A 17,426-nucleotide genomic window follows, 5' to 3' on the forward strand; every position below is an offset into this window, starting at 1 on the left:
CCCCGCTCCTCAAGCGCCGGAGGGGCTGGGTTTGTCGGAGGCGCTGGGTTTGCTCGGGGGGCTGGGTTTGCCTGAGGGGCTGGGTTTGCCGCTAGGGGGTTGGGTTTGCTCGGGTGCCTGGGTTTGTTGGGGGCGGGCGTATGACTCTTGCCCGCTGGGGCGGGACCGTGGGCCTGGGCCCTGACATGCGCGTGCCCCGCGCCGCTTGGGCGGCGCGGGGCATGGGGCGCTCCGGTGTGGCCCAGGGTCACCGGGACTGCTGGGCCGGGACGCCGCGGGTGGCCGCCTCGTCCTCGCCCGGGGCACCGGCCGCGGCCACCGCCGCACCGGTCAGCGTGGCCAGCATCTCGCGGACGTTGGTCAGCTGGGCGTTGATGCTGTCGCGGCGGTTGGTGAGGGCCGCGAGCTCGCGCTCGGATTCGCTGCGGATGCGGTCCGCCTTGGCGTTGGCGTCGGCCACGATGTCCTCGGCCTGGCGCTGCGCGGTCTCCACCGTCTGGCGGGCGCGGCGCTCGGCGTCGGTGCGCAGCTTCTCGGCCTCCAGGCGCAGCTGCTCGGCGCGGTGCTCGATCTCCGCGAGCCGCTTCTCGGCCTTGGCCTGACGGGAGGCCAGGTCGCGCTCGGACTGCTCGCGGCGCTTGGCGAGGTTGGTCTCGAAGTCGGCGGCGGCCTGCGCGGCCTTGGCGCGGGTCTCCTCGAAGAGGGAGTCCGCCTCCTCGCGCTTGGACTGGGCGTCCTTCTGCGCCTCCTGGCGCAGCGTGGCCGCTTCGCCCTTCGCCTTCTCGACGATCCGCGCGCCCTCGTCCTCGGCCTTGGACTTGCGGTCGGCGGCGAACGACTCGGCGTCGTTGCGGACCTGCTGGGCGGCCGACTCGGCAAGCTCACGGTGCTGTTCGGCGGCGCGCCGAGCCTCTTCGCGCAGATCCTTCGCCTCTTCCTCGGCGAGTCGAAGGATCTTCTCGACCCGGGCGCCGAGCCCCGCATAGGACGGCTCCGAATCGTTGATCTGGGCCTGAGCGTTCTGCGTCTCGAGGTGCAGCTCCTCGATGCGCTTTTCCAGAGAGGTAATACGGGCCAGTGCACTGTCACGATCGGCGACGAGCTTGGAAATGCGGTCGTCCACCTGACCGCGGTCGTACCCACGCCGCACGAGCTCGAAGCCGAAGGGGGAGGAAGTGTCGCTCATGGGGTTCCTGTCGAAAGAGACCGGTGAGGTGATAGAGGGAATCCTAGGGGGCCGAACGGCGTGTCATCGAGTCAACGTCTGTTTGATCTGCAGAATCTCCAGCCTTTTGAGTGGCAGTAAGACCGAGACCTCGTCACTCGTCGGGATGATACGGACAAGCCGTGATAGACGCAGCCTGACGCGTGACGCACGCGAGACTCACGCGAAACCGACGCGAGACTCAAGCGAAACCTCGATAGCCACGGCTGAGACTCGTTCCCCCGGATACGGCTACCCCTCCGACCGCTTTCCACTCCTCGTCGCTCCCGCACCCGCCGCCGTCTTGACTTGGCCGTTCTCCTTGCCGCCGGCGCCACCCGACGCGGGGGTCTCGAAGGATTCCAACGCCTCGAGGACGTCCTGGACACGGGAGATCTCCGCGTTGATGTCCTCGCGGCGGCGCTTGAGCAACTCCAGCTCCCGTTTGCCCTCGTCCACGATCTGCTGGGCCTCGTCCGTGGCCTGGTTCCGGAGCCGGTCCGCCTCCCCTTCGGCCTCGGTCTTCTTCTGCTCGGCCTCCTTCAGCAGCCCCTCGGCCTTCTTCACCGCCGCGATCCGCACCCGGCTCGCTTCGCTCTCCGCCTCCGCGACCAGCGACTTGGCCTTCTCCTCCGCCTTCATCAGCTGTGCGGTGGCCGCCGCGACCAGCTTGTCGACCCGCTCGCCGGTGGCCTTCATCTGCTCCGCGGACTCCCGGCGGGCCCGCTCGTGCAACTCCTCGACCTCGGCCTCGGTCCGGGTGCGCAGCTCCTCGGCGCGCTCCCGGATGGCCGTGGCGTCGCCCCGGGCCTCGCCCAGCATGGTGTCGGAGTCCGTACGGGCCTTCTCCACCATGGCGTTGGACTCGGCCGTGGCCTCGGTGAGCAGCCGGTCCGCCTCCTGGCGGGCCACGCCCACCATGGTGTCCGCCTGCTCCTCGGCCGCGGTCGCCGCGCGCAGCGCGGCCTCCTGCGCCTCGGAGGTGAGCCGCTCGGCCTCCGCGGAGGACTCGGTGATCAGCCGGTCGGCCTGCTCGGCGGCGTCCGAACGCCGCTTGTTGGCGTCCTCGCGGGCCCGGTCGATCAGCCGGTCCGCCTCGGCCTGCGCCTCGTTGCGGATCCGCTCCGCCTCGGCCGCCGCCTCGGTCTCGACCCGCTCCGCCTCGGCGCGGGTGCGCGCCGCGTGCTGCTGCGCCGAACCGACGGTCTCCGCGGCCTCGTTGCGCAGCCGCTCCGCCTCGGTGCTCGCCTCCGCGTGCAGCCGGTCGGCCTCGTTCCTGGCCTCGGTGACCAGGCGGTCCGCCTGCTCGGCCGCCTCCGCGCGGATGGTGTTGGCATCCGCGCGGGCCTGGGCCCGGGTGCGGGCCGCGTCCTGCTCCGCGGTCGCCCGCGCGTCGGCCGCCTCCGAACGCAGCACCTGCGCCCGTGTGGTGGCCTCCGAGACCAGCCGCTGGGCCTCCTCGGTGGCGCCGTTGACGAGCGTATCGGCCTGCTCGGCGGCCTCGGTACGGGACTTGTTGGCCGAGCGCCGGGCCTCGTCAAGCGTCTCGTTGGCCTCGACGCGCAGCCGCTCGGCCTCGTGGGTGGCCTCGGTGAGCAGCCGGTCCGCCTGCTCGGCGGCCTCGGCGCGGCGCCTGCCCGCCTCCTCGCGGGCCTGCTCGGTCAGCTGATCCGACTCGGTGATCGCCTCCGCGACCGTGCGCTCCGCGAGCGACTTGGCGGCCTCGGACTCCTCGGTGGCCTCCCGCCGCACCCGGGTGGCGTCCTCCGAGGCGCGCTCCCGCTCCGCGTGGGCGTCCGCGCGGACCCGGTCGGCCTCGCCCTGCGCCTCCTCGCGCATCCGCTCCGCGGCGTGCTCCGCCGCGCTGCGCAGCGCGGTGATCTCCTGCTCGGCCTGCTCGTGCAGCCCGGCGACCGAGTCCCGCACCTGCTGGGCGGTCTGCTCGGCGGTGGCCACCAGCTCGGCGGAGGTCTGCTCGGCCTCCTCGACCAGCCGCTGCGCCTCCGCCTGCGCCTCGGAGACCCGGTTCCGGGCGGCGGCCAGCAGCTCCTCGCTCTGCTCCCGCGCCGCCGTACGCTCCGCCTGCGCCTCCTCGCGGGCGTCGGCCAGCAGCTCCTCGGCCTCGCGGCGGCGGCGGGCCGCCTCCTCCTGGGCGGCGGCCAGCGCCTCCGCGGCCTCGGTGCCGATCCGCTCGGCGGCGCTCGCCGCCTCCGCGCGCACCCGGTCGGCCGTCTCCTGGGCCTCCGAGCGCAGCCGCTCGGCCTCCGCGGCGGCCTCGCCGCGCAGCCGTACGGCCACCGACTCGCCCTCGGCGCGCGCGTTCGACGCGTCCGCGGCGGCCTCGTCGCGCAGCCGGGCGGCCTCGTCCTCCGCCTGCTGACGCAGCCCGTTCAGCCGCTCGGCGGACTCGGTGCGCTGCCGCTCGATCTCCTCGGCGGTTTCCTTGCGCAGCCGCTCCGCCTCTTCGCGGGCGTCCCGCAGCGCCTCGTCGGCGGAGGAGAGCCGCTGCTCGGCCTCCTGGTGCAGCCGGTTCAGCTCGCCCTCGGCCTCGGCGCGGCGGTCCTCGGCGGCCTGCTCGGCCTCCTCGCGCAGCTCCTCGGCCGCGGTGGCCGCCTCCGACTTGACCCGCTCGGCCTGCTCCTCGGCCGAGGTCACCAGCTCCTCGGCCTCGCCACGGGCCCGCTTCAGCAGCTCATCGGCCTGCCGGCGCAGCGCGTTGGCCCGCTCGATGGCCTCGGTGCGCACCCGCTCGCTCTCGGCGGTGGCACCGGAGCGGGTCTCCTCGGCGTCGGCCTTGGCCTTGGTCAGCAGCTCCTCGGCGGTGCTGGCCGCCTCCTCGATCTGCTGGACGGCCTCCCGGCGCGCCTCGGCGCGGACCCGCTCGCCCTCGGCGGCCGCCTCCGACTTCAGCTGCTCGGCCTCGCCGCGCAGCCGGCGGGCCTCCTCCTGCAGCTCGACGGTCTTGGCGCGGTACTCCTTGGTGTCGTCCTTGGCGGTGCCCTTCAGCTGCTCCGCGGTGTCATGCGCCTCGGCCCGCAGCCGGTCGGCCTCCTCCTCGGCCTCGCGCCGGATCCGCTCCGCCTCTTCGGTGGCCGCCTTGGTGGTGGACTGCGCCTTCTCCGAGGCGCGGCTCAGCACCTCCTCGGCGCTCCGGGCCGCCTTGGCCAGCTGGGCAGCGGAGTCCTCGGCGGCCCTGGCCCGGGCGTCGTCGCCCGCCTCGGCGACCAGTCGCTCGGCCTCGGCGCGGGCGTCGTCCCGCAGCTGCTCGGCCTCGGCCCGCAGCCGGTCGGCCTCCTTGGTGGCCTCGCCGACCAGCCGGGCGACCTCCGCCTTGGCGGTACGGGTGCGCTGCTCGTTGTCCGACTCGGCGGCGCTGAGCCGCTTGGCCGCCGCGTCCTTGGCCTCGGTGACCACCTTCTCGGCCTCGCCGCGCGCCTCCCTCAGCGCCTGCTCGGCCTCCTGCATCCGCTGCTCTGCGGCGCGGGTCTGCTCGGCCGCGGCACGGCGGGCCTGGTCCGCCTCGCTGGCGGTGGAGGTGCGCAGCTGCTCGGCGTGGTCGGTGGCCTCCTGGGCCTGGGTACCCGCGTTGGTCAGCAGCCGCTCGGCGTCGGTACGGGCCCGGCGCAGGATCGCCTCGGCCTCGGCGCGGGCGGCCTCCGCCTCGGAACCCAGCCGCTGGCGCGCCTGTTCGGTCATCCGCTGGGCCTCGGCGCGGGCCTCGGCCAGGGCGTGCTCGGCCTCCGTCCGGGACTCGTCCATGAGCCGGCGGGCCTGCGCCTCGGTCCGGGCCCGCAGCTGCTCGGCCCAGGCCACGTTCTCGTTGACGTGGGACTCGACGGTGGCGCGGCGCTCGGCCAGCTCCTGGTCCAGCCGCTGGCGCCGGGCCACGGCCTCGGCGTGCAGCTCGGCCTCGAGCTGGGACTGCCGCTCGGCCTGCTCCTGGAGCAGGCGCTGGGTCTGGGCCCGGGTCTCGCGCAGCTCCCGCTCGGCGTTGGCGCGCAGCTGGTCCGCCTGGAGCTGCGCGTCCCGCAGCAACTGCTCGGCCTGATAGCCGGCGTTGGCGCTGTCGTAGGCGGGGCGGGCCGCCAGATTACGGCGCGCCTCATGCAGCTTGGCGCGCAGCACCTCGACTTGGTAGCCGAGGTCGTCGGCGTGCTGGACGGCCTTCTCCCGCTCGGTCTTCAGCCGCTCCATCTCGGCCTCGAACTTCGAGAGCTGATCGTCAGGCTCGTAGCGGTCGTAGCCCCGCACTGCGCGGTCCCATCCGTCCCCTGGTCGCGTTGGCGGCCGGCTCCGTAACCCTCCGGGTTCCCGGGTCCCTTGCGGTGTCCCGGGGTCCCTCGACGGGTTCCCTTGCGGTACCGACCAGGCGAGGTGCGTGCCGGGTCGGACCGGAGCTGGCCCTTCCGAAGAAATGGTGTCAGATCATCGGCGAAGCCCGGGCCGGACCCGAACCCTCTCCGTTTCCGTACCCCGGCCGATGCAGCACTCTACCGGCCGGGGAAGGGGTAGGTCAGTGGTCCGCTTCAGTGATCCTCTTCGTCCTTGTGCGCGGCGGGGCGCGCGGCGGGGTCCGCGGCGGTGACGAGCTCGGTCAGCACACCGTGACAGTCCTTGGGGTGGAGGAAGGTGATCCGGGAGTCCATCGAGCCGCGGCGGGGCTGCTCGTAGAGGACCCGGACGCCCTTGTCCCGGATGGCCTCGGAGTCGGTGTCGACGTCGGCGGTGCCGAAGGCGATGTGGTGGACGCCCTCACCGTTCTTGGCCAGCCACTTGCCGACCGCGGAGTCCTCCCGGATCGGCTCCAGGAGCTGCAGGTAGGAGGCCCCGCCGTCGGAGGTCTCATTGATCTTGAGCATGGCCTCGCGTACCCCCTGCTCCTCGTTGATCTCGGAGTGGAACACCTCGAAGCCGTACGTGGCACGGTAGAACTCGACGGTCTTGTCGAGGTCGGAGCAGGCGATCCCGATGTGGTCGATTCTCGTCAGCATGGGAACAGTGCACCGCCGTACGGTCGGTTACGCAACGTGCGCGCGATCACACCGATGGGCCGGTGACCGCGCGGGTACTCGTCAGTACATTGACGATAACCCTCGTTAACTTCCTTCTCCTCGTGAAGGGACGCACCAATGACTGGTACGACCTCTGTGATGGTGGCGGGCGCGCGCACGCCCATGGGACGGCTGCTGGGCAGCCTGCGCTCGCTCGAAGGCAGCGATCTGGGCGGGATCGCGATCAAGGCCGCGCTGGAGCGGGCCGGGGTGAGTGCCGAGCAGGTGCAGTACGTGATCATGGGGCAGGTGCTCCAGGCGGGCACCGGACAGATCCCCGCCCGTCAGGCGGCGGTCAAGGCGGGTATCCCGATGAGCGTGCCCGCCCTCACGGTCAACAAGGTCTGCCTCTCCGGGCTGGACGCGATCGCCCTGGCCGACCAGCTGATCCGCGCGGGTGAGTTCGACATCGTGGTCGCGGGCGGCCAGGAGTCCATGACCAACGCCCCCCATCTGCTGCCCAAGTCCCGCGGGGGGTACAAGTACGGCGCGGTCGAGATGCTCGACGCGATGGCGTACGACGGGCTGACGGACCCCTTCGAGCACATCGCCATGGGCGAGTCCACCGAGAAGCACAACACCCGGCTGGGCATCCAGCGCGCCGAGCAGGACGAGTTCGCGGCCCAGTCCCACCAGCGGGCCGCCGCCGCGCAGAAGAACGGCCTCTTCGACGCCGAGATCACCCCGGTGGAGATCCCGCAGCGCAAGGGCGAACCGGTGGTCTTCGACAAGGACGAGGGCATCCGCGGCGAGACCACCCCGGAGCTGCTGGCCCGGCTGAAGCCCGCGTTCACCAAGGACGGGACGATCACCGCGGGCACGTCGTCGCAGATCTCGGACGGTGCCGCCGCGGTCGTCGTGATGAGCAGGGCCAAGGCCGAGGAGCTTGGGCTGGAGTGGATCGCCGAGATCGGCGCCCACGGGAATGTGGCGGGACCCGACAACTCCCTCCAGTCGCAGCCGTCCAACGCGATCGCGCACGCCCTGGGCAAGGGCGGGCTGACGGTGGACGACCTCGACCTCATCGAGATCAACGAGGCGTTCGCCGCGGTCGCCGTGCAGTCAATGAAGGACCTGGGCGTCTCCCCCGAAAAGGTGAATGTGAATGGGGGTGCGATCGCCCTCGGCCACCCCATCGGGATGTCCGGCGCGCGCATCGCGCTGCATCTGGCGCTGGAGCTGCGGCGGCGCGGCGGCGGCACCGGCGCGGCGGCGCTGTGCGGGGGCGGCGGGCAGGGTGACGCGCTGATCCTGCGGGTGCCGGCGGGGAAGTAACCCCGTACCGGAACCGCCGGTTTCCGTAGTGATCAAGCGGTTGTGATCAGGCGATTGTGCCCGAGTGATGAGGAGTACGGCACCCATGGCTGATGTGCCCACGCTGGTGGAGCAGGCACGGCAGGGGCGGCCGCGTGCGGTCGCCCGGCTGATCTCGCTGGTCGAGGGCGCCTCGCCGCAGCTGCGCGAGGTGATGGCCGCGCTCGCTCCGCTGGCCGGGGGCGCGTATGTGGTCGGGGTGACCGGCTCGCCGGGGGTCGGCAAGTCCACGTCGACCTCCGCGCTCGTCTCCGCCTACCGGCGGGCGGGCAAGCGGGTGGGCGTGCTCGCCGTGGACCCCTCCTCGCCGTTCTCCGGCGGGGCGCTCCTCGGCGACCGGGTGCGGATGTCGGAGCACGCCTCCGACCCCGGCGTCTACATCCGCTCCATGGCCACCCGCGGCCATCTCGGCGGGCTCGCCTGGGCCGCCCCGCAGGCCATCCGGGTGCTGGACGCGGCCGGCTGCGAGGTGATCCTGGTGGAGACGGTGGGCGTCGGCCAGTCCGAGGTCGAGATCGCCGCCCAGGCCGACACCAGCGTGCTGCTGCTCGCACCGGGGATGGGCGACGGGATCCAGGCGGCCAAGGCCGGGATCCTGGAGATCGGCGATGTGTACGTGGTCAACAAGGCCGACCGGGAGGGCGCCGACGCCACGGCCCGTGAGCTCAACCACATGCTGGGCCTGGGCGAGGCCCGCTCGCCGGGCGACTGGCGGCCGCCGATCGTGAAGACCGTGGCGGCCCGCGGCGAGGGGATCGACGAGGTCGTCGAGGCGCTGGAGAAGCACCGTGCGTGGATGGAGGAGCACGGAGTGCTCGCGGAGCGCCGGATGCGGCGGGCGGCGGGTGAGGTCGAGACGATCGCGGTGACGGCGCTGCGGGAGCGGATCGGCGATCTGCACGGCGACCGCCGCCTGGGGGCGCTCGCCGAGCGGGTCGCCGCGGGCGGTCTTGATCCGTACACGGCGGCGGACGAGCTGGTGGCGGCGGTGACCGAGCGGGGCTGAGGGAGCGGTGACCGAGCGGTGACCGCGCAAGGCTGAGGGAGCGGGGTCCGCCCCCGCTCCCTCAGCCTGCTCCTGCTCCTGACGACGGTCAGTCGTCGTCGCCGTCGTCGTCACCGTGGTCGTCGTCGGCCGGGGCCTGGGTGACCTTGCCGGACTGCGGGTCGACGATCAGGTCGCGCTCCTTGTGGTTCTTGACGGTGTCGACCTCCCACACCGGGGTGCGGTCTCCGTCGAACTCCACGGAGGTCACGGTGGAGTACGGCGCGGCCTTCCGGGCCGCCTCGGTGGCCGAGACGGTGGCCTGCCGCAGGGCCTTGGCCTCGGCGGCGTCCTCGGGGTCGTTGTCGTCCCGGTCCACCCGCTGGTGGAGCACCTTGCCGCTGGCGTCCAGCGTGACCTCGTGCCACGTGCCGTCCTTGGCCAGGACGTCCGCCTCCCAGCGGCCGTGGTCGCGGTCGATGGAGTCCAGCGTGCCCGGGACGGCCTTGAGCGCGGCACCGGCGGCCTGGCTCAGCGAGGCGCCGGTGGACGCGGTCGCCGCGGATCCGGACTGGCCCGCCGCGGATCCGGACTGGCCCGCCGCGGACGAGGACCGGGCCGCCGACGACGAGGACTGGGTGCCCGACGACGAGGACTGGGTGCCCGCCACGGCGACGGCCGTACCGCCGGTGGCCAGAGCGGCCGCGACGACGGACGCGATGACGATGTTGCGCTTCATGTGGGTTCCTCCCCATTCGTATTCGGACGTCAACCACCCTGGCCGATGGATGCTGAAGCCCACCTGAAGCCGCCTGAAGAGTTCTTCAGGTTCGCTCTGCGACGCTGGTCGTATGCGTTTGCTGATCGTGGAGGACGAGCGGCGGCTGGCCCTGTCGCTGGCCAAGGGGCTGCGGGCGGAGGGGTTCGCCGTCGATGTGGCGCACGACGGCCAGGAGGGGCTGCACCGTGCGCAGGAGGGCGTGTACGACCTCGTCGTCCTCGACATCATGCTGCCGGGGCTGAACGGCTACCGGGTGTGCGGGGAGCTCCGGGCGGCCGGGCACGAGGTGCCGATCCTGATGCTCACCGCCAAGGACGGCGAGTACGACGAGGCGGAAGGGCTCGACACGGGGGCCGACGACTATCTGACCAAGCCGTTCTCGTATGTGGTGCTGGTGGCGCGGGTACGGGCGCTGCTGCGGCGGCGCGGCCCGGGGGCCTCTCCCCTGGTGCGGGTGGGGCCGCTCACCGTGGACCGGGGCGCCCGCCGGGTGGAGCGGGACGGCCGGGAGGTGCCGCTGACCACCAAGGAGTTCTCCGTGCTCGAGCAGTTGGCGACGCGGGCGGGCGATGTCGTCTCCAAGCCCGACATCCTGGAGCATGTGTGGGACTTCGCCTACGAGGGCGACCCCAACATCGTCGAGGTGTATGTGAGCGCCCTGCGCCGCAAGTTGGGCGCGGACCTCATCGAGACCGTACGGGGAGCGGGGTACCGGCTCCGTGCGTAAGGTCTTCGGCTCCGTAAGGGCGCGGGCGGCGCTGGGCGCGACCGTGGTGGTCGCGGTGGCCCTGGTGGCTGCGGGGATCGCGGTCCTCGCGGTGTTGCAGAGCAATCTGGCGGACCGTGCCGAGATCGACGCCGGGTCCACCGCGCGGGCGGTGGCCTCCAAGGTCGCCGGCGGGGTGCCGTTCCAGGAGCTGGACCTCGGCGACGACACCCCGGTGCAGATCGTGGACGACGACCACCGGGTCCGCGCGGTCAGCGACGACCTCCAGGCCGTCACGGGCACCGGCAGCCCCTCCGTGCGGCCGGTCCCGGCCCCGCCCGGTGAGGATGACGACGATGACGACGGCGGCGCGGGGGAGGTCTCCTCGACGCCCGAGTACGGCTCCGGCACCGCCCGGGTCGACGGCGAGACCGCGGAGTACCGCTGGGCGGCCATCGACGTCACCGACGCCCGGGGCGAGGACGTCACCGTCTACGCGGGCGCCCCGCTGGCCACCGAGCGCGGCGCGGTCACCACGGTGCGGGACGCGATGCTGATCGGGCTGCCGCTGCTGCTGCTGGTCGTGGCCGCCGTGACCTGGCTGGTGACCCGGCGCGCGCTGCGGCCCGTGGAGGGCATCCGGCGCGAGATGGCGGCCATCACGGCGAGCACGGACCTGTCCCGGCGGGTGCCGGAGCCGGGGTCGTACGACGAGGTGGCGCGGCTGGCCCGGACCACCAATGAGACGCTGATGGCGCTGGAGGCGTCCGTGGAGCGGCAGCGCGCCTTCGTGGCCGACGCCTCCCATGAGCTGCGCTCCCCGGTGGCCTCGCTCCGCACCCAGCTGGAGGTGGGCGCGGCCCATCCGGAGCTGCTGGACCTGGACGGCGCGGTGGCGGACGTGGTGCGGCTCCAGCGGCTCGCGGCCGATCTGCTGCTGCTGGCCCGGCTGGACGCGGGGGAGCGGCCCACCGGGGAGACACCGGTGGCGCTGGACGCCCTGGTGCGCGAGGAGCTGGCCCAGCGGGCGGCGGACCGGGTGCCGGTGCGGGACGAGGTGGCGCCGGTCGCGGTGCCGGGCTCGCGCGGCCAGCTGGCCCAGGTGCTGGGCAATCTGCTCGACAACGCCCAGCGGCACGCCCGGAGCGGGGTGCGGGTGGCGGTGCGCGAGGAGGGCCGCTGGGCCGTGCTGGAGGTCGCGGACGACGGCGCGGGGGTGGACGAGGCCGAGCGGGAGCGGATCTTCGAGCGGTTCGTACGGCTCGACGACGCCCGCAGCCGCGACGATGGCGGGGCCGGGCTCGGCCTCGCCATCGCGCGGAACGTGGCGGTGCGCCACGGCGGCACGCTGACCGTACGGACGGCACCCGAGGGCGGCGCCCTGTTCGAGCTACGTCTGCCCAGGTAGGCCGTGCGCCCGGCCCGGCCGACGGGGTGCCCGCAGGGGCTTCGCTCAGACCCGGCCGCGCTGGGTGCGCAGGTGCTCCGCGACGGGCACCAGCGAGCCGTACAGCGCCTTGAGGTCCTCCGGCGGCAGCAGATCGATGAAGTGCCTGCGCACGGACGCCACATGGTGGGGGGCGACCTTGCGCATGGTGTTCCAGCCCTGCTCGGTCAGCACGGCGTACAGCCCCCGCCGGTCCGATTCGCAGTTCTCGCGGCGGACCAGGCCGGCGTTCTCCATCCGGGTGATCTGGTGGGACAGTCGGCTCTTGGACTGCAGGGTCGCGGACGCGAGATCGCTCATCCGCATCCGGTGGTCCTCCGACTCCGAGAGGTTGACCAGGATCTCGTAGTCGTTCATGGTCAGGCCGAACGGCTGCAGGTCCTTTTCGAGCTGGTAGGTCAGCAGCCGGCTGACGTCCAGGTGGGTGCGCCAGGCGCACTGTTCCTCATCGCTGAGCCAGCGCGTGCCGTTCTCGGTCTCCATGGGATGTATTCTACCTATAGAAGTTGAATTCCGAACCAATGGATGTATCGGGCTAGAGGTCACCTGTTCGACGTTACACTCCGCACCCTCGTGCTCACGAACCGGTACCCCCCGTCTCGCCGACCGATATCTCGGCGACGACCTCCTCCGTGGACTGGAGCAGTACGGTCCCCGCGCCCACGAACTCGAATTGGTGCTCCTCGCCCGAGGCGCCCCCGATGCCGGTGTGCGACCGGACGGCCCCGAGGAAGCCGCGCAGATACTGGTGGTCGTAGTGGTGGCAGGGCGTCGGGCAGTCCGCCCAGCCCACCAGCGCCTGCGGGTCCACCCGGATCGGCGGCTCCATGAAGACCACGGGCCCGTTGGAGGCGGCCACGAACTTCCCCGTGCCGATGAGGGTGAGGAAGCCCGGGACGATGGACTGCTTCAGGGACAGCGAGGGCTGGAAGGCGAGCAGGTTGCCGGACCGGATGGAGAGGTTGCCGTCGTCCAGGTCATAGGAGTTGACGTCGAAGGCGCGGTCCGCGAGCACCATCTTGCCCTGGCCCTCGGCCACCACCCACTCCGCCGCGTGCAGCGGGGAGTGGAAGCTGTGGGCGATGAGGTGGTCGAGGTGGCCGAGCCCGACGCCCTGGAAGTCGATCTGCCCGTAGTAGGCGACCATCTTCCCCTTCTGCAGGAACCACTGGCCGTTCAGATCCACGCTGAAGGCGTACGGATTGATGTTGTCGTCGACGGGCAGCGTCCAGGCGTCGTGGATGACGGGGCCGTTCACAGCTTCTCCTCCGATGCCTGGACATAGACCGTGCCGGTGCCGGACAGCTCCAGTTGGAACGCCTCCCCCGAGCCGCGGCCCACCATTTCGCGCCAGCCGATCGCCGTCGAGAGCTTATTGCGAACATCACCCCGGTGGGCGACATACGCCTGCGGATCGACATGCACCGGACGTCCCGGGCCGATCGGCAGCTCCAGCACCCCGCCGTGCGCCATGACCGCCGCCGAGCCGTGCCCCTCCAGGGTGGTGGTGAACAGCCCCTGGCCGGTGACCTGGCCGCGCACCATGCCCATCACCCCGCCCTGGGAGCCCAGGAACATCGTGCCCTGGCGCAGCGAGCCGTCGAAGGCCAGCAGCCGGTCCGACTCCACGCAGAGGGTGTCGCCGGCCAGGTCGACCACATGGACGTGGTGGCCGCCGTGCCCGAACATCACCGTGCCCTGGCCCTCGACGGTCATCAGCGGGGTGGCCTCATTGGCCACCCGCCGCCCGATCATCCCCCGCACCCCGCCCTGCCCGCCGGTGATGCTGGGGGTGAACCGCACGTCCCCGCGGTAGGCGAGCATCGCGCCGCGCTGGCTGAACAGGGTCTGCCCGGGCACCACCTGGGCCTCGACCATCCGCGAGGTGAGCACGGTGAACGGCATCACAGATCCCCCCCGATCGTGTTGCGCTCGCTGGGCTGGACGTACACCAGCCCATCGCCCTCGAAGCGGATCTGGAAGGACTCCCCACCGCTCTCGCCTATCAGTGCGCGGAAGTTCACCCCCGCCTGGAAGTGCTGCTTGAGACCGCCGGTGTGGGCGAGGTACGCGCCCGGGTCGACCTGCAGCGGCGTCTGCGGGGTGACGCGCAGCACGACCGCCGTACCGGCGGAGACGAGCGCGGCCTGGCCGGTGCCCTCGACGGTCGTGGTGAACAGGCCGTTGCCCTGTGAGGAGCCGCGCAGCCCGGTGAAGGAGGTGCCGGTGCGCAGCGCCGCGTCCGTGCACAGCAGATTGCTGGACTCCACGTACAGCTTCTCGCCCTGCAGCGACACCAGGTTGATCTCGCTCGCCCGGTCGGCGAAGTAGCACGTGCCGTGCCCCTTCACCTCCATGACCGCCATCTGCTCACCGGTGAGCCGCCGGGTCACCATCCCGCGCAGCCCCTCCCCGCCGCCCGTCCTCTTCTTGAAGGTCATCTCCCCCTCGTAGGCGACCATCGCGCCGTTCTTGGCCTTCACGGAGTCGCCGGTCAGGTCGACCGCGAGCACCCTGCTTCCCTGGAGCCGAAACTGAGCCACGGAGCCGACGGTAGCGGTCCGGCGGCGTCGGCGGACAGGGAGCGCCGGGGATGGGGTGCCCCCCGGACCGTGATCGCCCGCGGGGCTGCGACAATGGGCGAAAGCTTGTGCATTTCTTCACAAGCTGGTCCGTGTCTCTCTTCACCCGAAGGTGCTCTCGTGGACTTCAAGACCGCCACCGCGCTGCGCCGGCTCCGCCTGGTCTCCGCGCCCGAGGCCGTGTCGTTCCTGCTGCTGCTCATCTGCTCGGTGCTCAAGCGCACCACGGACTTCAACGCGGTGCCGGTGATGGGCATGGTGCACGGCGTGCTCTTCATCCTCTACGTGGTCTTCTGGGCGGACGCCTGGAACCGCGTCAAGTGGGGGTGGCAGACCGCGGCCCTGTACTTCGTCCTCTCCGTCCTGCCCACCGGCGGCTTCTTCGCCGAGCGCAAGCTCAAGCGGGAGACCGAGGCCGGGGTGATCGCGGCCCGCGCCCGTAAGGAGGGCGTGATCAACGCATGATCGTCGCCTTTTCCGTGACGCCGCTGGGCGTCGGCGAGGACGTGGGGGAGTACGTGGCCGACGCGGTGCGGGTGGTCCGCGCATCGGGGCTGCCCAACCGTACGGACGCGATGTTCACCTCGGTCGAGGGCGAGTGGGACGAGGTCATGGAGGTCGTCAGGCGCGCCGTCGCGGTGGTGGAGGCGCGGGCGCCCCGGGTCTCGGTGGTCCTCAAGGCGGATATCCGCCCTGGTGTCACCGACGGGCTGAGCTCCAAGGTCGAGACGGTCGAGCGGCACCTCTCCGACTGAGCACCCCGCCTCCGGCCGCGCACCCCGCCTCCGGCCGCGCACCCCGCCTCCGGCCGCGCACCGCGGCTCCGACGATGCACCCCGGCGGGGGCGGGCGCCTCAGCCCCCGCCCCCGCCCACCAGCGCCATCCCCAGCGGTGTGCGCTCGTACAGCACCTGATGGCCATGGCGCCGCGAGCTGAGCAGCCCGGCGGCGCGCAGCACCGACAGATGCGCCGATACGGACGAGGGCGCGAGCCGGTGGCGGAGGGCGAGGACCGACGTCGAGGCGGGCTCCTCAAGACCCGCCAGGATCGCCGCGCGGTTCGCACCGAGGAGCCGTACGAGCGCGTCCGCCGTGGCCTCGTCCGGCTCCCGCCACAGCCCGCCCACCCCGCGCGCCGGATAGATCACCGTGGGCTGCCACGGCGGGGCGAAGCCGCTCACCACATCCGGCCAGACGAAGACACTGGGCATCAGCAGCACCCCACGGCCCGCGAGCTCCTGCGTCCGGGCGGGCACCACCGAGTTGCGGATGGTGAGCGTGGAGTCGGTCCAGCGCAGCGCCGGGCGCAGATCCGCGAACAGCCGCTCCAGACCGCCCTCGGCCAGCTGCCGTGAGCGATGGGCGATATCGGTCTCCAGCAGTGCCCGCAGCCGGGGCCAGTCCGGTGCCACCAGGGCCCGCCAGGCCCGTTCTGTCACCTCAGCGAGCCGCGCCACGGCCGCCGCCGGATCGGCCAGCATCGCCCGGCCCCGTGCGGAGTCGGCGGCCCCCGGTGTGCACTCCAGGGACAGGGCCAGCTCACGGCGGGCCACGGCGGGGTCGGTGGCCCGCATCCGGGCCAGCTCGTCCTCGAACGGCGCGTACGGGACCTCGGGCGGCGGCCCCAGGAAGTCCGGGGTGTAGCCGCCCCGCCTCGGCATCAGCAGCCACAGCTGCGACAGATCGAGCACGGCCGCCGCCTCCCGCACCCGGCGCAGCCACGGCAGGTGGTAGCCGTGCCGCTCGGTCCGGCGCAGCGTGCGCACCGCCTCGTGGGTCTGGCACAGGGGCGAGATGGCGAACCGGCAGCGCAGCAGATCGTCGGCACCGAACTGCATGTGCAGTGGCATGGTGTCCCCTCCCGGCCGCGGCGTGGCGCCCTCCTCCCCGCCGCGCCCCGCCGCGAGGATTCGGCTCAGGCCGAAACACTAGAGCGCGCCCCGTCCGTACGGCCACGCTCTCGGTATGTCAACGCCCTCCGGGCCCGGCACCACGGGCCCCCTCGAGTCGCGCCCCGGCGCGCAGACCTCCCGACCCGAGCTCGCGCCCGGCGCCGACGCGGGGCCGTCCGGGGGCCCGGGGAGCGTTGGCTACCGCGCGGTGTTCGCGGTCGGTGAGTTCCGGGCCGTCTTCGCCGCGCACCTGGTCTCCATGCTCGGCGAGGTGGTCGGCCAGCTCGCGCTGTCCGTGCTGGTCTTCCGGCTCACCGGATCGCCGCTGCTGAGCGCCTTGACGTTCGCCACCTCGATGCTGCCGTACGTGATCGGCGGCGCCCTGCTGTCCTCCGTCGCCGACCGCTTCCCGGCCCGCCGGGTGCTGGTGGTCTGCGATCTGGTGCACGCCGCGTGCGTGGCCGCCATGGTGGTGCCTGGGGTGCCGGTGGCGGCGCTGCTCGCGCTGCGCTGTGTGCCCGCCGCGATCTCCCCGGTGTTCAGCGGCACCCGGGCGGCGACCCTCGGCGACGTCCTCGGCGAGGGTGACGCCTTCGTCCTGGGCCGCTCGGTCATCCGGATCACCGCTCAGACCGCGCAGCTCGCCGGGTTCGGCGTCGGCGGGCTGCTGCTGGCCGCCGTCTCGCCGCGGGCCGCGCTGGCGCTCACCGCGGCGGCGCTCATCGGCTCGGCGCTGGTGCTCCGCTTCGGCACCCGCCGCCGCCCGGCGCGGCAGCGGACCGGGGGCGGGGCTCCCCCAGCTACCGCTGGGAGGTGCCCCCTGCTCGGGGACTCGCTGAGCGGGATCCGGCGGCTGTTCGCGGACCGCCGGCTCCGGGCGCTGATGCTGCTGTCCTGGGTGCCGCCGATGTTCGTGGTGATGCCGGAGGTGCTGCTGACGCCGTACTCCGATGGGCTGGGCCTCGGCCCGGCGGGCCTCGGGCTGCTGATGTGCGGGATGCCGGTGGGCGCGGTCGTCAGTGAGGCGCTGGTGGGCTCGCTGCTGGGGCCGCGCGCCCGGGCCCGGCTGACGCTGCCGGTCGGCGTGGCGGCGATGCTGCCCGCCCTGGGGTACGCGGTCCGTCCGTCGTTCGGCTGGGCGCTGGCCCTCCAGGTGCTGACCGGGTGCGGCATCGCCTACAGCCTCGGCCTCGACCAGTGGTTCTTCGCCGCCGTCCCCGAAGAGCTGCGCGGCCGGGCGATGACGGTGATGACGGCCGGGCTGATGACCGCGCAGGGCCTCGGCATGGCGGTCTCGGGCGCGGTCGCCGAGTTCGTACCGGTCCACGGGGTGGCCGCGGCCGCGGGCGGCTGCGGGGCGCTCTGCTCGCTGCTGGTGGCGCTGGAGGTGCGGCGCACGGTCTCCGGGCCGGTACGGCCCGAAGTGTGAGATGGGGCTGACCACGATATGACCGGCCGGTAGGG

At 72.8% G+C, this 17,426-nt stretch carries 16 protein-coding genes; 7 read left to right on the forward strand and 9 right to left on the reverse strand.

Annotation, left to right across the window (positions count from 1 at the left end; all coding sequences use genetic code 11):
• Nucleotides 1-247 precede the first annotated feature (247 nt).
• From VT50_RS26775 to mce, 3 genes are all read right to left on the reverse strand, one after another.
• On the reverse strand, nt 248-1,186 hold the full coding sequence (locus VT50_RS26775; protein WP_020868384.1) for a coiled-coil domain-containing protein: 939 nt from the start codon (nt 1,184-1,186) through the stop codon (nt 248-250).
• Between the two features lie 270 nt (nt 1,187-1,456).
• Entirely contained in the window at nt 1,457-5,455 is a 3,999-nt protein-coding gene (gene scy / locus VT50_RS26780; protein WP_046084298.1) for a polarized growth protein Scy, read from the reverse strand.
• Nucleotides 5,456-5,730: 275 nt separating this feature from the next.
• Nucleotides 5,731-6,195, reverse strand: a complete 465-nt coding sequence (mce, locus tag VT50_RS26785; RefSeq protein WP_046084299.1) for a methylmalonyl-CoA epimerase — start codon at nt 6,193-6,195, stop codon at nt 5,731-5,733.
• A gap of 156 nt (nt 6,196-6,351) precedes the next feature.
• Here mce and VT50_RS26790 point away from each other — a divergent pair, with 156 nt between their 5' ends.
• Together VT50_RS26790 and meaB are read left to right on the forward strand one after the other, a co-directional pair.
• A complete protein-coding gene (locus tag VT50_RS26790) occupies nt 6,352-7,530 on the forward strand; it encodes an acetyl-CoA C-acetyltransferase (protein ID WP_046084300.1) in 1,179 nt (392 codons plus the stop codon).
• A gap of 85 nt (nt 7,531-7,615) precedes the next feature.
• A complete protein-coding gene (meaB, locus tag VT50_RS26795) occupies nt 7,616-8,575 on the forward strand; it encodes a methylmalonyl Co-A mutase-associated GTPase MeaB (RefSeq protein WP_046084301.1) in 960 nt (319 codons plus the stop codon).
• 88 nt (nt 8,576-8,663) lie between these two features.
• Here the strand turns inward: meaB and VT50_RS26800 are convergent, their stop codons facing one another.
• Entirely contained in the window at nt 8,664-9,293 is a 630-nt protein-coding gene (locus VT50_RS26800) for a PepSY domain-containing protein (protein ID WP_046084302.1), read from the reverse strand.
• 112 nt (nt 9,294-9,405) lie between these two features.
• Here VT50_RS26800 and VT50_RS26805 point away from each other — a divergent pair, with 112 nt between their 5' ends.
• Nucleotides 9,406-10,062, forward strand: coding sequence for a response regulator transcription factor (locus tag VT50_RS26805; RefSeq protein ID WP_046084303.1), 657 nt, complete (start codon nt 9,406-9,408; stop codon nt 10,060-10,062).
• Nucleotides 10,055-11,449 carry a sensor histidine kinase gene (locus VT50_RS26810; protein ID WP_046084304.1) on the forward strand — a complete coding sequence of 465 codons (1,395 nt, stop codon included), beginning with the start codon at nt 10,055-10,057 and terminating at the stop codon, nt 11,447-11,449. Before VT50_RS26805 ends, VT50_RS26810 begins: the two co-directional genes overlap by 8 nt.
• A gap of 45 nt (nt 11,450-11,494) precedes the next feature.
• On the opposite strand, the gene VT50_RS26815 is transcribed toward VT50_RS26810, so the two are convergent.
• From VT50_RS26815 to VT50_RS26830, 4 genes are all read right to left on the reverse strand, one after another.
• Nucleotides 11,495-11,971 carry a MarR family winged helix-turn-helix transcriptional regulator gene (locus VT50_RS26815; protein ID WP_046084305.1) on the reverse strand — a complete coding sequence of 159 codons (477 nt, stop codon included), beginning with the start codon at nt 11,969-11,971 and terminating at the stop codon, nt 11,495-11,497.
• A gap of 94 nt (nt 11,972-12,065) precedes the next feature.
• A complete protein-coding gene (locus VT50_RS26820) occupies nt 12,066-12,746 on the reverse strand; it encodes an AIM24 family protein (RefSeq protein WP_046084306.1) in 681 nt (226 codons plus the stop codon).
• A complete protein-coding gene (locus tag VT50_RS26825; RefSeq protein WP_046084307.1) occupies nt 12,743-13,393 on the reverse strand; it encodes an AIM24 family protein in 651 nt (216 codons plus the stop codon). The genes VT50_RS26820 and VT50_RS26825 overlap by 4 nt, the downstream gene beginning before the upstream one ends.
• The gene (locus VT50_RS26830; RefSeq protein WP_075200251.1) at nt 13,393-14,031 is read right to left on the reverse strand and encodes an AIM24 family protein; all 639 of its coding nucleotides are present in this window, start codon (nt 14,029-14,031) and stop codon (nt 13,393-13,395) included. Before VT50_RS26830 ends, VT50_RS26825 begins: the two co-directional genes overlap by 1 nt.
• A gap of 159 nt (nt 14,032-14,190) precedes the next feature.
• Here VT50_RS26830 and VT50_RS26835 point away from each other — a divergent pair, with 159 nt between their 5' ends.
• Nucleotides 14,191-14,535 carry a DUF3817 domain-containing protein gene (locus VT50_RS26835; RefSeq protein WP_046084309.1) on the forward strand — a complete coding sequence of 115 codons (345 nt, stop codon included), beginning with the start codon at nt 14,191-14,193 and terminating at the stop codon, nt 14,533-14,535.
• A complete protein-coding gene (locus VT50_RS26840) occupies nt 14,532-14,825 on the forward strand; it encodes an MTH1187 family thiamine-binding protein (protein ID WP_046084310.1) in 294 nt (97 codons plus the stop codon). The genes VT50_RS26835 and VT50_RS26840 overlap by 4 nt, the downstream gene beginning before the upstream one ends.
• 99 nt (nt 14,826-14,924) lie before the next feature.
• Here VT50_RS26840 and VT50_RS26845 read toward each other — a convergent pair whose 3' ends face one another.
• Complete coding sequence (locus VT50_RS26845) at nt 14,925-15,920, reverse strand: ArsR/SmtB family transcription factor (RefSeq protein WP_046084311.1); 996 nt, start codon at nt 15,918-15,920, stop codon at nt 14,925-14,927.
• Nucleotides 15,921-16,035: 115 nt separating this feature from the next.
• Here VT50_RS26845 and VT50_RS26850 point away from each other — a divergent pair, with 115 nt between their 5' ends.
• The gene (locus VT50_RS26850; protein ID WP_046084312.1) at nt 16,036-17,391 is read left to right on the forward strand and encodes an MFS transporter; all 1,356 of its coding nucleotides are present in this window, start codon (nt 16,036-16,038) and stop codon (nt 17,389-17,391) included.
• Nucleotides 17,392-17,426: the final 35 nt, after the last annotated feature.

The organism is Streptomyces antioxidans (assembly GCF_000968685.2).
In the GTDB taxonomy this organism is placed as follows: domain Bacteria; phylum Actinomycetota; class Actinomycetes; order Streptomycetales; family Streptomycetaceae; genus Streptomyces; species Streptomyces antioxidans.

Coding starts and splice junctions, on each gene's coding strand:
- mce (WP_046084299.1), bottom strand. CDS start 6,195: ATGCTGACGAGAATCGACCACATCGGGATCGCCTGCTCCGACCTCGAC.
- VT50_RS26850 (WP_046084312.1), top strand. CDS start 16,036: ATGTCAACGCCCTCCGGGCCCGGCACCACGGGCCCCCTCGAGTCGCGC.
- VT50_RS26805 (WP_046084303.1), top strand. CDS start 9,406: ATGCGTTTGCTGATCGTGGAGGACGAGCGGCGGCTGGCCCTGTCGCTG.
- meaB (WP_046084301.1), top strand. CDS start 7,616: ATGGCTGATGTGCCCACGCTGGTGGAGCAGGCACGGCAGGGGCGGCCG.
- VT50_RS26840 (WP_046084310.1), top strand. CDS start 14,532: ATGATCGTCGCCTTTTCCGTGACGCCGCTGGGCGTCGGCGAGGACGTG.
- VT50_RS26815 (WP_046084305.1), bottom strand. CDS start 11,971: ATGGAGACCGAGAACGGCACGCGCTGGCTCAGCGATGAGGAACAGTGC.
- VT50_RS26800 (WP_046084302.1), bottom strand. CDS start 9,293: ATGAAGCGCAACATCGTCATCGCGTCCGTCGTCGCGGCCGCTCTGGCC.
- VT50_RS26775 (WP_020868384.1), bottom strand. CDS start 1,186: ATGAGCGACACTTCCTCCCCCTTCGGCTTCGAGCTCGTGCGGCGTGGG.
- VT50_RS26845 (WP_046084311.1), bottom strand. CDS start 15,920: ATGCCACTGCACATGCAGTTCGGTGCCGACGATCTGCTGCGCTGCCGG.
- VT50_RS26825 (WP_046084307.1), bottom strand. CDS start 13,393: ATGCCGTTCACCGTGCTCACCTCGCGGATGGTCGAGGCCCAGGTGGTG.